The sequence below is a fragment of the Streptomyces sp. NPDC005803 genome (assembly GCF_040630435.1).
GTDB lineage: Bacteria > Actinomycetota > Actinomycetes > Streptomycetales > Streptomycetaceae > Streptomyces.
On record NZ_JBEXXO010000020.1, the window covers coordinates 26,595 to 40,972 of the forward strand.

Here is a 14,378-nt window from a genome sequence, read left to right on the forward strand (position 1 = left end):
TCCTACCAGCCCGGCGGCGGCTGCGAGGGTGGCGGGGGCGGCCCGAAGCCGCCACCGCCCTGCGGGTATCCGTAACCCGGGGCGGGCGGCCGCTGTCCCGGGTAAGGGGTGGGGCCGTAGCCGGGCGGGCCGGAATCCGGGGGGCCGTAGCCGGGGCCCTGGCCCGGTCCGTACGGGCCGGGGACGTCGGCGAGACCGCCGGGCGCCAGCGCGATCAGCACCACCAGCCCGGCGACCAGCTCGAAGATCCAGCTCAGCAGCATGAGCTGGGTCTCGGTCGGCAGCGAACCGAAGTCGTCGAGCAGGTCGTAGTGCACGATCCGGGCCACGCCCGCCGCCCCGCCGGGAAGCAGCAGCGCGGCGGCCACCAGTCCGAACGGCCGCGCGTGCACGGCGTGGAAGAGGGCGCTCGCCGCGGCGACCAGACAGAGCAGGGCCAGCGCCGCGGTGCCCCAGCCCGGCGGCGGGTCGATCACACCCTGCGGGACCCGGTCGCCGCCCACGTACCACTCGGGATAGATCTCGGGGTACCTCACGGCCTGGCGGATCTCCCAGGCGATCAGCACCGCTCCGGCCGCGCCCAGCATCAGGAACGCGGTGACGGAGGCGCCCGGCCCGGGCCGGGAGGGCAGCCGCTCGTAGGAGCCGGCCGGCGGACGACGGCCCGCCCCGGCGGTGATGAGCAGGGCGATGCCCGCGGCGAGGGCGACGAACACGCAGATCAGCGCCCGGGAGCGCAGGTCGTCGGAGAACAACGTCTCCATCCGGCTGCTGCCGATGCCCCAGAGCCCCGGCAGCCGTACGGCCAGGGTGATCACTCCGGTGGCGACGAGCGCGGTTGCGGCGACCGAGGAACGCAGCGCGGCGACGGTGGCGACGACGTACACCACGAGGAGGCCGGCATCCAGGGGCGCGGTCGCGGCCATCGCCCGCGGGCGTGCCTCCCGGTAGCCGGCCCAGTAGCGCCACAACTCGCCGGCGTCCACGGCCCTGATGTCCCGCACGAGCCAGCCGGCGACGATCACGGCGAGCACCGCGCAGAGAGCGGCGCCGGTCACTCTTGCTCCACGGGTGAGTATCACCCCAGCGATACTCCCCCGCACCCGGCCTCCCGACAAGAGGGCCGCCGGCACGGTCCCGTCGGGCGACCGGCCGGAGGGACGTGAGTCCTTCCGGCCGGTCCACGGCACCCGCACGGCCGTACGCCATCCATGCTGACGGGTCCGTATATCGGACGTGAGACGGGCGAGTTGCCCGCGCGTTAACGGGCCGGCGGGTCAGTCGGCCCGGCTGCTGCCGGAGGGCGGCGTGCCCTCGTCCCGGTCGTCCCCGGCCTCCGGGAAGGACTGCGACGGGTCCGTCCCCGGCGGCTCCAGGCCCGCCTCCCCCGTCTCCGGTCCGGTTCCCGTGCCGTCCTGGCCGGTCTGCTCCAGCGTCCCCTCCGGGGGCACCACCCGCTTCTCCTCGGCGAAGTGACAGGCGGAGTCGTGCCGGGCCGGTGTCTGTGTCATCCGGAAGGCCGCCGGGACCGCCAGCAGCGGCACCTCCAGTTCGCACCGTTCCTGCGCCTTCCAGCAGCGGGTGCGAAAGCGGCAGCCGGACGGCGGGTTGGCGGGCGAGGGCACGTCGCCGTGCAGGATGATCCGCTCGCGGTACTCGCGCGCCATCGGGTCCGGCACCGGCACGGCGGAGAGCAGCGCCTGGGTGTACGGGTGCGTGGGGTGGTCGTAGATCTCCTCGTCCGTGCCGATCTCGATGAACCGGCCGAGGTACATCACGCCGACCCGGTCGGAGATGTGCCGGACGATGGAGAGGTCATGCGCGATGAACACGTAGCTGAGGCCGAACTCCGCCTGCAGCCGGTCCAGCAGGTTGACGACCTGGGCCTGGACGGAGACGTCGAGGGCCGAGACGGGTTCGTCGGCGACGATGATCTCGGGGTTGAGAGCGAGACCGCGGGCGATGCCGATGCGCTGGCGCTGGCCGCCGGAGAACTGGTGCGGATAGCGGTTGATGTACTCCGGGTTGAGGCCGACGACGTCCAGCAGGTCCTGGACCTTGCGCCGCCGCTCACCCTTCGGGGCGACCTCGGGGTGGATCTCGTACGGCTCCCCGATGATGTCGCCCACCGTCATGCGCGGGTTGAGGGAGGTGTACGGGTCCTGGAACACCATCTGGATGTTGCGGCGCACCGCCTTCAGCGCCCGTGGGGACAGCTTGGTGACGTCCTCGCCCTTGTACCGGATCGCGCCGGCCGTGGGCTGTTCCAGGTGCACCAGCATCCGGGCGACGGTCGACTTCCCGCACCCCGACTCCCCGACGATGCCGAGCGTCTCGCCGGCCGCCAGGTCGAAGGAGACCCCGTCGACCGCCTTGACGGCGCCGATCTGCTTCTTGATCAGGATGCCCCGGGTCAGCGGGTAGTGCTTCGTGAGGTCGCGGACCTCCAGGATCGGTTCGCCGCCCGCGTACGCGCTCTGCTGCCGCGACTTGGACAGGAGGGTGCGCGCCGCCTCACCCTCTTCGCGCGCTCCTCTGCGCCCCGAGTGGTCAGCGTGCATCGAGCGTCTCCTTCCAGAAGTGGCAGGCGCTCTGTCGGTGCTCGGCCACGTCGTACAGCGGCGGCACGTCGGTGCGGCAGACGTCCTGGGCCATCGGGCAGCGCGGGTTGAAGGCGCACCCGGGCGGGATGTGCAGCAGGTTGGGCGGCAGGCCCCGGATCGCGTACAGCTCCCGGCCCTTCTGGTCCAGTCGCGGGATCGAGCGGAGCAGTCCCTTGGTGTACGGGTGTGCGGGCGCCTGGTAGATCTCGTGGACGGGGGAGGTCTCGACGATCCGGCCCGCGTACATCACGGCGATCTTGTCGGCGACGTCGGCGACGACGCCGAGGTCGTGGGTGATCAGGATCAGTCCCATGTTCAGCTCACGCTGGAGCTCCGCGAGCAGGTCCATCACCTGGGCCTGGACGGTGACGTCGAGCGCGGTGGTGGGTTCGTCGGCGATGATCAGGGAGGGCTCCAGGGCCAGCGCCATGGCGATCATGATGCGCTGGCGCATCCCGCCGGAGAACTGGTGCGGGTAGTTGCCGACCCGCTCCTTCGCCGCCGGGATGCGCACCCGGTCCATCAGCTCGACGGCCTTGGCCTTGGCGTCCTTGCGGGACAGCCCGCGGTGCACGACGAACATCTCGCCGAGCTGCTCCCCCACGGTCAGCACGGGGTTGAGGGAGGACAGCGCGTCCTGGAAGATCATGGCCATCTCCTGGCCGCGGATCTTCCGGCGCTCCTCCTTCTTGAGCGTGAGGAGGTCGCGGTCCTTGAAGATGATCTCGCCGGCGCTGATCTTGCCGGGCGGCATGTCGAGGATGCCCATGATCGCCTGCGCGGTGACCGACTTGCCGGAGCCGGACTCGCCGAGCACGGCGAGCGTCTCGCCCTCGGCCACCGAGTAGTCGACCCCGTTGACGGCCTGGGCGACCCCGTCGCGGGTGTGGAACTCCACGTGCAGATCGCGCACTTCGAGCAACATGGCAGCGGACTCCTCAGCGCAGCTTGGGGTCGAGGGCGTCGCGCACCGCGTCGCCGAGCATGATGAACGCGAGCACGGTGACCGCCAGCGCGCCGGCGGGCCAGAGGAGCATGTGCGGGGCGTTGCGGATGTTCTGCGAGGCCGAGGAGATGTCGATGCCCCAGCTGACCGTGGGGGGCTTCAGGCCGACTCCCAGGTACGAGAGCGTCGCCTCCAGTGCGATGTAGGTGCCCAGCGCGATGGTGGCGACGACGATGACGGGCGCCACGGCGTTGGGGGCGACGTGGCGCAGCATCATGCGGGAGTTGGACGCGCCGAGTGCGCGGGCGGCCTGGACGTAGTCGTGCTGCTTGGCCGTGATGACCGCGCCGCGGGCGATCCTGGAGATCTGCGGCCAGCCGAGGAGCACCATGAAGCCGATGACCGGCCAGACGGTGTTGCTGGTGACCACCGACAGCAGGACCAGACCGCCCAGCACCACGGGGATGGCGAAGAAGATGTCGGTGAGGCGGGAGAGGACGGCGTCCGAGGGCCCCCCGAAGAAGCCCGCGAGTGCGCCGAGCAGGCCGCCGAGCAGGGCCACCCCCAGGGTGGCGCAGACGCCCACGGTCACCGAGGCCCTCGCCCCGTAGACGACCCGGGTGTAGACGTCGCAGCCCTGCGCGTTGAAGCCCATGGGGTGACCCGCCTGGGAGCCCTGCTGGGCCTTGGCGAGGTCGCAGGAGAGCGGGTTGCCGGACGCGATGAGGGAGGGCCAGATCGAGATGACGACGAGGAACACGATGATCAGCGCCGAGATGATGAAGACCGGGTTCCGTCGCAGGTCCCGCCAGGCGTCGGCCCACAGGCTGCGCGCCCGGTCCCCGGCACCGCCCCCCTCCGGCCCGTCCGGCACCTTCTCCAGCGTGGTGCCCTCACTCATGGCCAGGTCCATCGCACCGCCGGCGCCGGTCCCGGCGATGGCGCCCTGCTGCTCGGGCTGAGGTTCAGGCATAACGAATCCTCGGGTCGAGTACGGAGTACAGGAGGTCGACGACCAGGTTGGCCACCAGGAAGACCAGCACCAGGATGGTGGCGAAGCCGACCACGGTCTGGGTGTTCTGCCGGAGAATGCCCTGGTAGATCTGGTATCCGACGCCATGGATGTTGAAGATCCGCTCGGTGACGATCGCGCCGCCCATCAGGGCTCCGATGTCCGTGCCGATGAAGGTGACGACGGGGATCAGCGAGTTGCGCAGGAGGTGGCGGACGATGACCCGGCGTCTGGGGAGCCCCTTGGCCACGGCCGTACGGACGTAGTCGGCCCGGGAGTTCTCGGCGATGGACGTCCGGGTGAGGCGCGTGACGTACGCGAGGGAGACCGAGGCGAGCACCAGCCCGGGCAGGATGAGTTCGTCGAACGGCGCCTCCGTGGACACCGTCGGGGAGATGACCGACCACTTCACACCGAGCAGGTACTGGAGCACGTATCCGGTGACGAAGGTGGGGATCGCGATGACGACGAGCGTCGCCACCAGGACCGAGTTGTCGACGACGCGGCCGCGCCGGAGTCCGCTGAGGACCCCCAGCGTCACGCCCACGATGATCTCGAAGAGGATGGCGACGATGGTGAGCCGCAGGGTGACCGGGTAGGCCGTCGCCATCAGCTCGGTGACCTTCTGGCCGTTGAAGGCGGTGCCGAAGTCGCCGGTGAACACGTTGCCCATGTAGGTCAGGTATTGCTGCCAGACGGGCTTGTCCAGGCCGAATTCCTTCTCCAGCTGGGCCGCCGTCGCGGGGTCGCACTGCCGGTCTCCGCACAGGCCGGCGATGGGGTCGCCCATCACGTTCACCATCAGGAAGAGCAGCAGCGTGGCGCCGATGAACACCGGGATCATCTGGAGCAGACGACGGATCACATAACGGCCCATGTCACCCTCCGGAAGTCGGTCGGGCAGAGGGCGACGGTCGCCGGTGCGGCCCCCTGCGGTGGGACGACGCGCTCGGCCGGGGCTCGCCGGCCGGCCGGGCCGGGCCGGATGGACGTCTGCATCGCGCCCTCACCTCCCTGTTACCGCCGGCCGCGCGAGCGGCCGTTGTTTCGTGTGCCGGATCCCGTCCGGGGCGAGCGAGACCGTCGAGGCCGCGGCCGGTTTCGGCCGATGTGGACCAAATTTCATCGTATTTCCCGACACCACGCACCTTCTGTACCGCTCCCCGTGCACCCGCCGCACGCCGAACGCGTGACAGCGGCCGTGCGACCGGCCCGGCGCGGAGCCCTCACCCCTGGGCGCCGCGCGCCGCGCGCGGCCGGGCCCGGGCCGGGGCCCGCAGCCCACGCCCAGCACGCAGGCGCTGCGGCCCGGCGCCCTCACGAGGCGCCGGGCCGCTGGGAGCGCGAGGTCAGTTGACCTTGATCTCGTTGTAGACCGGCACGCTGAACGGGTTCAGCGCGACGTTCGAGACGTTCTGGGAGTAGCCGGCGCTCCCGTTCTGGTACCAGAGCGGAATGGCCGCCATGTTGTCGCGGACCACCGCCTGGGCGTCCTGGAAGGTCTTGACCGCCTTCGCGGTGTCGGACTCGGCGTTCGCCTGGTTGACCAGCTTGTCGAACTGCTCGTTCGACCACTTGCCGTCGTTGGACGACGCGTCGGTGTAGTACAGCGGCTGCAGGAAGTTCTGGATGAGCGGGTAGTCCATCTGCCACCCGGCCCGGAAGGGGCCGGTCATCTTCTGCTGGCCGATCTTGTTGCGGAAGTCGGCGAACGTGCCGGTCGGGCTGCCCACACAGGCCTTGTCGTTGCCGAGGGCGTTGTTGATGCTGTTGCAGACCGCGTCCACCCAGTCCTTGTGGCTGCCGGTGTCGGCGTTGTAGCCGATCTTCACCTGCCCGCCGGGGATCCCGCCGCCCTCCGCGATCATCTTCTTGGCCTCTGCCGGGTCGTAGTCGCACAGGCTGCCGCAGAATCCCGACTTGTAGCCGCCCTTCACCCCCAGCACGGGCGAGGTCCAGTCCGTCGCCGGGGTCCGCGTGTTGTTGAAGATCGTCTCGGTGATCTGCTTGCGGTTGATGGCCATGGACAGCCCCTTGCGGACCTTGTCGCTGTCCGGCTTGTTCCACGCGTCGTCGTAGAACGGGAAGGCGAGCGTCTGGATGATGCCGGCCGGGGTGTTGATGTAGCGGTCACCGAGGTCCGCCTTGACGTTCTTCAACTGCGAGGCGGGGATGTCGTCGACCAGGTCGAGGTTGCCGGCCACCAGGTCGGTGTAGGCGGTGTTGTTGTCGGTGTAGACCTTGAGGTCGATCCCGCCGTTCTGCGCCTTGTCGTCACCCGGGTACCCGTCCCACTTGCGCAGGGACATCTGCGAGCCCTTGGTGTAGGACTTGATGGTGTACGGGCCGTTGCCGACCGGCTTCTTCAGCCAGGCCGCGTGGTCGTCGAAGAAGCTCTGCGGCAGCGGGGCGAACGCCGCGTAGCCCAGCGTGTCGGGCCAGGTGGAGAACTTCTGGTCGAGCTTGACGGTGAACGTCTGGGGGCCGGTGACCTTCAGCCCCGACAGGGTCTGGGCGCTCTGCGAACCGGACGCCGGGTGCACCTTGTCGTACCCGGCGATCTGACCGAAGAAGTAGGCGTTCTTCTGGTTGTTCTTCAGGCTCGCACCGTAGTTCCACGCGTCCACGAAGGACTTGGCGGTGACCTTCTGCCCGTTGGAGAAGGTCCATCCGTCCTTCACGGTCACGGTGAAGTTCATCGAGTCGGAGGTCTCGATCTTCTCCGCCAGCATGTCCTCGGCCGCACCCGTCTTCGGGTTGTACCGCTTGAGCCCCCGGAAGACCATGTCGAGGACCTTGCCGCCCTGCACCTCGTTGGTGTTGGCGGGCTCCAGCGGGTTCTGCGGGTCGCCCCAGGAGGAGCTCACGATCCCGTCGGCACCACCGCCGCCACCACCACTGTCCCCTCCGCCGCAAGCCGTCGCCGTCAGGACGACGGCCACCGCACATGCGGCCCACTTGGCGTGTGTGGCTCCGCGCATGGAGTGCCTCCTCGTAGTGCTCCGTCTTACGTGAGGTCAAATATCACCTCATAAGAGGATCACTGCACCCGCGCTACGGCCGAATGTGTCAGCCCGCCACTCGAAGGGCAGACGAGCCGACCGGGTCATCCGGATAACGAGAAGGACACGTGCGTGATCGGACACGGTCGCCCGAGATCACCCGGAAGATCCGCTCCGCGCACCGGCCGTCCACCCTATTTTCACCCCGTACATGCCAAGTTCAGTTCAAGAACCTAAAGACCCCGTACGGACTTCCACAGCCGATTGACCCCTGTCAACTCGATTGATTGGGTCCATCCCAACCTCTTCTTCGCACTCCTCCCACCCGGAGGACGCCGTTCCGTACGGGGACAGGAGCACGATGACCACGCCATCCCCGGCCCCCAGTCTTTCGGTGGACATGACGCTCACCGAAGTGACCGGGGAGTCCCGGCTGCCCGACAGCACCAACAAGGGAGCCGCCGCCAGGAGTCCGGGCCGCCTGGCCTGGATCCGCTTCAAGCGCGACAAGACCGGCGTGGTGTCCGCCTGCATCGTCGTGTTCTTCTTCGTGATCGCGCTGGGCGCGCCCCTGATCGCGAAGGTGTACGGCAAGAACCCGTACACGACGTACGGCCAGGACATACCCGGCCTGCTCAACGGTTTCGCCTACCCGATCAAGCCCAACGGCGGCATCAGCGGTGAGTACTGGTTCGGCATCGAGCCGCAACTGGGCCGCGACGTCTTCACGTTCCTGCTGTACGGGATCCGCACGTCCCTGCTGATCGCGGCGGCGACGACGATCCTGGTGACCGTCGTCGGCGTCATCGTCGGCATCACGGCCGGCTATCTGGGCGGCCGGACGGACTACTTCATCGGCCGGGTCATCGACATCCTGCTGTCGTTCCCCTCGACGCTGTTCTTCATCGCCTTCATGCCCGTCGTCTACAGCCTCTTCGTGGCGCCGGAGGACGAGATCCCGACCTCGCTGCGGGCCACCTCACTGATCCTGGTGCTCACCGCCTTCGGCTGGGCCTCGATGGCCCGCCTGCTGCGGGGCCAGGTACTCGCCCTGCGCGAACGGGAGTTCATCGAGGCCGCGAAGGTGACCGGCGCCTCGCCCACCCGGATCATCTTCAAGGAACTGCTGCCCAACCTCTGGACGCCGATCCTGATCCAGGCGACCCTCGCCCTGCCGGCCTACGTGACGGCGGAAGCGGGGCTGGCCTTCCTCGGCGTCGGCATCATCGACCCGACCCCCGACTGGGGCGTGATGATCCAGCGCGGCGCGTCCTTCTACACGGACGACATCACCTTCATGCTCTTCCCGGGCATCTCCATGATCGTGTTCGTGCTCGCCTTCAACCTGCTCGGTGATTCGGTGCGCGACGCCCTCGACCCCAAGTCCAAGGGCTGATCCCGCGCCCTTCCGGTCCGGCCGCCATGGCCCGGCCCGCGTACGTGCTCCGTCCCTCGATCCCAAGGACCGGTACCCCATGTCTTTCTCCCGCAGAAACTTCCTCATCGCCACCGGCGTGGCGGCCGCGAGCACCACCGTCCTGAGCGCGTGCAGCAGCGGTGACGCGGGGGGCGGCGGCAGCAAGGGCGGCAAGACGGACGCCCCCAAGGTCAGCGGCACCAAGGCGGACGCGATCCTGGTGGGCACCAAGGCCGACTCCACGGGCCCGGCCCCCGAGGTCCCGAACGCGGTCAAGGGCGGCACCATCTACACGATGGACCAGATCGACTGCGACCACCTGGACCCCGCGCAGATCTGGTCGTCGTACGAGGGCTACCTCACCCCGCTCTTCATGCGCGGTCTCGTCGGCTACAAGGTCGCCATGGACGGCAGGACCACACTGGTGGGCGACCTCGCCACCGACGCCGGCACGGCCAAGGACGGCGGCAAGACCTGGTCGTTCACGCTGAAGGAGGGCGTGAAGTGGCAGGACGGCTCCGACATCACCATGGAGGACGTCCGCCACACCTTCGAGCGCCTCTTCGCCAAGTTCGTCACCTTCGGGCCGCGCTACCCGCAGCAGTGGCTGATCGGCGGGGACAAGTACCAGGGCCCGTACGAGGGCAAGCACCTCGACTCGATCGAGATCGACGGCCGGACCGTCACCTTCCGTCTCACCGAGGCCCGCGGCGACTTCAACTTCACCCTGGGCATGCGTGCCTTCTCCCTGGTGCCCAAGAAGAAGGACACCAAGGAGGACTACGACAAGCAGCCGTTCTCCTGCGGCCCGTACAAGATCGACAACCGTAAGATCGGCAAGTCGATGTCGCTGTCGCGCAACGAGCACTGGGACCCCGCGACGGACCCGATCCGCAACGCCTACCCCGACAAGTTCGAGCTGCAGTTCGGCTTCCAGTCCCTGGCGTCCACGGACCGCTACATCGCCGACCAGGGCAACGACCAGCACACGGTGTCGATGCTGAACGAGGTCGCCCCCGAGCGCGTCCAGAAGGTCCTCGACGACCCGGCGCTGAAGAAGCGCGTCCTCACCCACCTCGACGCGGCGACGTACTACTACGCGATCAACACGACGCGCATCAAGGACGTCAAGGTCCGTCAGGCGCTCAACTACGCCTGGCCCGCCCAGCAGACGCAGCTGATCCGCGGCGGCGCCTCCTCCTCGGAGATCGCGACCACGATCATCAGCCCGCTCACCCCGGGCCACGCGGACTTCGACATCTACGGCAAGAAGGCCAAGCCCGCGGGCGACCCCGTCAAGGCCAAGGCGCTGCTGAAGGAGGCCGGTGCGGAGGGCCAGAAGATCGTCATCGCCTTCCAGCAGTCCGACAACCAGGTCAAGCAGGCCGTCGCCATCAAGAGCGCGCTGACCAAGGCGGGCTTCGACGTGGTCACGAAGCAGGTCGACAAGACCTCCTTCTACAGCCAGATCGCCCAGATCGACAACCACTTCGACATGTTCGCGGCCGGCTGGTCCGCCGACTGGCCGGGCGGCTACACCGCCCTCCAGCCGACCTTCGACGGCCGGGTCATCGCCAACGGCGCGTCCAACTGGCCGCAGCTGAACGACACGGGCGTCAACAAGGCCATCGACGCGGCAGCCAAGATCACCGACATCGACGAGGCCAACAAGGCCTGGGGCGCGATCGACCGGCAGATCATGGAGCTGGCCGCCTGCGTGCCGGACTACTGGCCGATCCGCAACTGGTTCCACGGCTCCAAGGTCGGCGGCATGGTCTACGACTCGGGCAACACCGGCATCGCCATCACCAAGCTCTTCGCCATGAAGTAGCACGGCTCGCGGGGGAGGGCGGCCGCACGGACCGCCCTCCCCCGCGCCCGGCCCCTCCCCCGCTCCCTACACCCCGGCGACGGCGCCCCACCCGGAAAGTCACGACCCATGCTTCGTTTCCTGCTCCGCCGCGTGACCGGCGCTCTCGTCATTCTGCTGATCATCAGCGCCATCACCTTCTACCTCTTCTACGCGATCCCCCGTGACCCCGCGAGACTCGCCTGCGGCAAGGTCTGCACCCCGGAGCTGATCACCCAGATCAAGGAGAACCTGGGGATCGCCGACCCGCTGCCCGTCCAGTACTGGCACTGGCTGATCGGCATCTTCACCGGCCGCGACTACGGCAACTACGGCCACTGCCCGGCCCCCTGCCTCGGCTACTCGTTCACCAACCGCCAGCCCGTCTTCGGCACGATCATGGACCGGCTGCCGCTGACCCTCTCGCTCTCGCTCGGCGCGGCCGTCTTCTTCGTGATCTTCGGCATCGGTGCCGGCATGCTGGCCGCGGTCAAGCACGGCAAGCCGCTCGACAAGATCGCCAGCTCGGTCTCGCTGCTCGGGTCCTCGCTGCAGATCTACTTCGTCGGCTACATCGCCATGTTCCTGCTGGTCCAGCAGATGCACCTGCTGAGCCAGCCCTCGTACACCCCGTTCACCGAGAACCCGGCGAAGTGGGCCTCGGGGCTGCTGCTGCCCTGGCTGGTGCTGTCGATCATCTTCACCGCCAACTACACCCGTATGACCCGCTCGCAGCTGGTCGAGCAGCTCAGCGAGGACTACGTCCGCACCGCGCGCGCCAAGGGCCTGTCGCGGAGCTCGGTCTTCTTCCGCTTCGCCTGGCGCGGCGCGATGGGTCCCATCGTCACGATCTTCGGCATCGACCTGGGCACCCTGATCGGGGGCGCCATCATCACCGAGGCGACCTTCAGCCTCCAGGGCCTGGGCCAGCTCTCCGTGCACTCCGTGGACACCAGCGACCTGCCCATGCTGCTCGGCGTCACGGTGGTCGCCGCGGGCGCGATCGTCTTCGCCAACATCATCGTGGACGCCGTCTACGGCCTCATCGACCCGCGCATCCGCCTCGCCTGACCCCGCTCCCCCGTTCCGGTCCCACCCCCTGCCTCCCGCACCATCCTCCTGGAGCGTCCCCGTGACGAGCACCGATCAGCCTCCTCTTCTGTCCGTCAAGGACCTGCACGTCCACTTCTCGACCGAGGACGGCGTCGTCAAGGCCGTCGACGGCCTCTCCTTCGACGTGGAGAAGGGCAAGACCCTCGGCATCGTCGGCGAGTCCGGTTCGGGCAAGTCGGTCACCAACCTGTCGGTCCTGGGCCTGCACGATCCCGGCCACACCGAGATCGAGGGCGAGATCCTGCTCGACGGACAGGACCTGCTCGCCGCCTCGGAGCGGGAGCTGGAGCGGCTCCGCGGCAACAAGATGGCCATGATCTTCCAGGACGCCCTCGCCTCGCTGTCGCCGTACCACACCATCGGCCGGCAGATCGGCGAGACGTACCGCAAGCACACCGGGGCGTCCAAACGCGAGGCACGGGCCAGGTCCGTGGAGATGCTCACCAAGGTGGGCATCCCGCAGCCGGACCTGCGGGTCGACGACTACCCGCACCAGTTCTCCGGCGGCATGCGCCAGCGCGCGATGATCGCCATGTCGCTCGTCTGCGACCCGGCCCTGCTGATCGCCGACGAGCCCACCACCGCGCTCGACGTCACCGTGCAGGCCCAGATCATGGACCTGCTCAAGGACCTCCAGCAGGAGTTCGGCACGGCGATCGTCTTCATCACGCACGACCTCGGTGTCATCGCCGACATCGCGGACGACGTGCTGGTCATGTACGGCGGCCGGTGCGTGGAGCGCGGCACGAAGAAGGAGGTGCTGCGCGCGCCCCAGCACCCGTACACCTGGGGTCTGCTGGGGTCCATGCCGAGCCTCAAGGGCCCGCTCGACGTGCCGCTCTCGCCGATCCCCGGCAGCCCCCCGAGCCTCCTGAACCCGCCGGCCGGCTGCCGCTTCCACCCCCGGTGCACCTTCACCGAGCAGGTGGGCGGCACGCGCTGCGCGACCGAGCAGCCGCCGCTCGAACTGGCCGCGGGGCGCGGGGCCGCCTGCCACCTGACCGCGGCCCAGCGCGTCGAGTTCTTCGCCGACTTCGCCGCCATCCGGCCCAACTGACCGACAAGAGACGGGATTTCCCCACCATGAGCAGCACCGATCCCCTCCTGGAAGTCTCCGGGCTCACCAAGCACTTCCCGGTCAAGGGCGGATTCCCGATCCGGCGGACGATCGGCGCGGTCCAGGCCGTGGACGGCCTCGACTTCACGATCGGCGCGGGCGAGAGCCTCGGCCTGGTCGGCGAGTCCGGCTGCGGCAAGTCGACGACGGGCCGGCTGGTCACCCGCCTCCTGGAGCCGACCGGCGGCCGGATCTCCTACCGCGGGCAGGACATCAGCCATGCCTCGCGCAAGGCGCTGACACCGGTCCGCTCCGAGATCCAGATGATCTTCCAGGACCCGTACGCCTCGCTGAACCCGCGGCAGACCGTCGGCAAGATCGTCGCCGCGCCGATGGAGATCAACGGCATCGACCCGGCCGGCGGGCGGGAGGCGCGGGTACGGGAGCTGCTGGAGACGGTCGGCCTCAACCCGGAGCACTACAACCGCTTCCCGCACGAGTTCTCCGGCGGGCAGCGCCAGCGCATCGGGGTGGCGCGCGCCCTCGCCCTGGAGCCCAAGCTGATCGTGGCCGACGAGCCGGTGTCCGCCCTGGACGTGTCGATCCAGGCGCAGGTGGTGAACCTGCTGCAGAAGCTCCAGAAGGAACTGGGCATCGCGTTCCTGTTCATCGCCCACGACCTCGCCATCGTGCGGCACTTCTCGCAGCGCGTGGCCGTCATGTACCTCGGCCGGATCGTGGAGATCGCCGATCGCGAGGACCTGTACGGCAGCCCCCGCCACCCGTACACACGGGCGCTGCTCTCCGCCGTGCCCGAGCCCACCGCCGACGACGAGCCGGTCGTCGAGCGCGTGCGGCTGACCGGGGACGTGCCGTCGCCGGTCAACCCGCCGTCGGGCTGCCGCTTCCGCACCCGCTGCTGGAAGGCGACGGACAGGTGCGCGAGTGAGACGCCCCCGCTGGTGCAGGTCCAGGACGGCCGGGACGGCCACCTGACGGCCTGCCACTACCCGGAGGAGCCGGGCGTCGTGGCGGCCGTCCCCAAGGCGCGTACGGCGTCCGGCGGGCCGCTGCTCGGCAAGGCCGCCGAAGACCTGGAGGCAGGGGGCTGACACCCCTCCCCCGCCCCGGGGATTCCAGCGGCGACGGGCCCACCGGCCCGGGGCACGCGGAGCCTCCCCGGCCCGAGGAACCGAGCACGTCGGCCCATTGACCCGAGCCACCTGCGCGCCCGGTCCCCGGGTACACGGGAAAGGCGCCCGGAACCGATCGGTTCCGGGCGCCTTCGCGCTCCCGCCGCGGACCGGCAGGACGGAATCGACACTTCCTCATAAACAACCTCAATAGTCCCTCAAGTTTCCTTTCGGTACTGACGCACA

11 protein-coding genes are annotated in these 14,378 nt (G+C 69.0%); 5 read left to right on the forward strand and 6 right to left on the reverse strand.

Annotated features, from left to right (window positions below; genetic code table 11):
• Positions 1-2: 2 nt before the first annotated feature.
• From ABZ454_RS26235 to ABZ454_RS26260, 6 genes are all read right to left on the reverse strand, one after another.
• Positions 3-1,058, reverse strand: a complete 1,056-nt coding sequence (locus ABZ454_RS26235; protein ID WP_359541426.1) for a hypothetical protein — start codon at positions 1,056-1,058, stop codon at positions 3-5.
• A 219-nt stretch (positions 1,059-1,277) separates the two neighbouring features.
• Positions 1,278-2,561, reverse strand: a complete 1,284-nt coding sequence (locus ABZ454_RS26240) for a dipeptide ABC transporter ATP-binding protein (RefSeq protein WP_359541429.1) — start codon at positions 2,559-2,561, stop codon at positions 1,278-1,280.
• Positions 2,551-3,528: an ABC transporter ATP-binding protein gene (locus tag ABZ454_RS26245; RefSeq protein WP_359541431.1), complete on the reverse strand. Its 978-nt coding sequence runs from the start codon at positions 3,526-3,528 to the stop codon at positions 2,551-2,553. The genes ABZ454_RS26240 and ABZ454_RS26245 overlap by 11 nt, the downstream gene beginning before the upstream one ends.
• A 13-nt stretch (positions 3,529-3,541) precedes the next feature.
• On the reverse strand, positions 3,542-4,522 hold the full coding sequence (locus ABZ454_RS26250) for an ABC transporter permease (protein ID WP_359541433.1): 981 nt from the start codon (positions 4,520-4,522) through the stop codon (positions 3,542-3,544).
• Complete coding sequence (locus tag ABZ454_RS26255) at positions 4,515-5,438, reverse strand: ABC transporter permease (protein ID WP_359541436.1); 924 nt, start codon at positions 5,436-5,438, stop codon at positions 4,515-4,517. Before ABZ454_RS26255 ends, ABZ454_RS26250 begins: the two co-directional genes overlap by 8 nt.
• Before the next feature lie 472 nt (positions 5,439-5,910).
• A complete protein-coding gene (locus ABZ454_RS26260) occupies positions 5,911-7,542 on the reverse strand; it encodes an ABC transporter substrate-binding protein (RefSeq protein WP_359541439.1) in 1,632 nt (543 codons plus the stop codon).
• 421 nt (positions 7,543-7,963) lie between these two features.
• Between ABZ454_RS26260 and ABZ454_RS26265 the strand changes: the two genes are divergently transcribed.
• From ABZ454_RS26265 to ABZ454_RS26285, 5 genes are all read left to right on the forward strand, one after another.
• Complete coding sequence (locus tag ABZ454_RS26265; RefSeq protein ID WP_356323686.1) at positions 7,964-8,959, forward strand: ABC transporter permease; 996 nt, start codon at positions 7,964-7,966, stop codon at positions 8,957-8,959.
• A gap of 79 nt (positions 8,960-9,038) precedes the next feature.
• Positions 9,039-10,811: an ABC transporter substrate-binding protein gene (locus ABZ454_RS26270; RefSeq protein WP_356323631.1), complete on the forward strand. Its 1,773-nt coding sequence runs from the start codon at positions 9,039-9,041 to the stop codon at positions 10,809-10,811.
• Positions 10,812-10,919: 108 nt separating this feature from the next.
• A complete protein-coding gene (locus ABZ454_RS26275; RefSeq protein ID WP_356323629.1) occupies positions 10,920-11,900 on the forward strand; it encodes an ABC transporter permease in 981 nt (326 codons plus the stop codon).
• Positions 11,901-11,961: 61 nt separating this feature from the next.
• Complete coding sequence (locus tag ABZ454_RS26280; protein ID WP_356323627.1) at positions 11,962-12,999, forward strand: ABC transporter ATP-binding protein; 1,038 nt, start codon at positions 11,962-11,964, stop codon at positions 12,997-12,999.
• 26 nt (positions 13,000-13,025) lie between these two features.
• Positions 13,026-14,111, forward strand: coding sequence for a dipeptide ABC transporter ATP-binding protein (locus ABZ454_RS26285; protein WP_359541442.1), 1,086 nt, complete (start codon positions 13,026-13,028; stop codon positions 14,109-14,111).
• Positions 14,112-14,378 lie beyond the last annotated feature (267 nt).

Coding starts and splice junctions, on each gene's coding strand:
- ABZ454_RS26245 (WP_359541431.1), bottom strand. CDS start 3,528: ATGTTGCTCGAAGTGCGCGATCTGCACGTGGAGTTCCACACCCGCGAC.
- ABZ454_RS26260 (WP_359541439.1), bottom strand. CDS start 7,542: ATGCGCGGAGCCACACACGCCAAGTGGGCCGCATGTGCGGTGGCCGTC.
- ABZ454_RS26255 (WP_359541436.1), bottom strand. CDS start 5,438: ATGGGCCGTTATGTGATCCGTCGTCTGCTCCAGATGATCCCGGTGTTC.
- ABZ454_RS26240 (WP_359541429.1), bottom strand. CDS start 2,561: ATGCACGCTGACCACTCGGGGCGCAGAGGAGCGCGCGAAGAGGGTGAG.
- ABZ454_RS26285 (WP_359541442.1), top strand. CDS start 13,026: ATGAGCAGCACCGATCCCCTCCTGGAAGTCTCCGGGCTCACCAAGCAC.
- ABZ454_RS26250 (WP_359541433.1), bottom strand. CDS start 4,522: ATGCCTGAACCTCAGCCCGAGCAGCAGGGCGCCATCGCCGGGACCGGC.
- ABZ454_RS26275 (WP_356323629.1), top strand. CDS start 10,920: ATGCTTCGTTTCCTGCTCCGCCGCGTGACCGGCGCTCTCGTCATTCTG.
- ABZ454_RS26270 (WP_356323631.1), top strand. CDS start 9,039: ATGTCTTTCTCCCGCAGAAACTTCCTCATCGCCACCGGCGTGGCGGCC.
- ABZ454_RS26265 (WP_356323686.1), top strand. CDS start 7,964: ATGACGCTCACCGAAGTGACCGGGGAGTCCCGGCTGCCCGACAGCACC.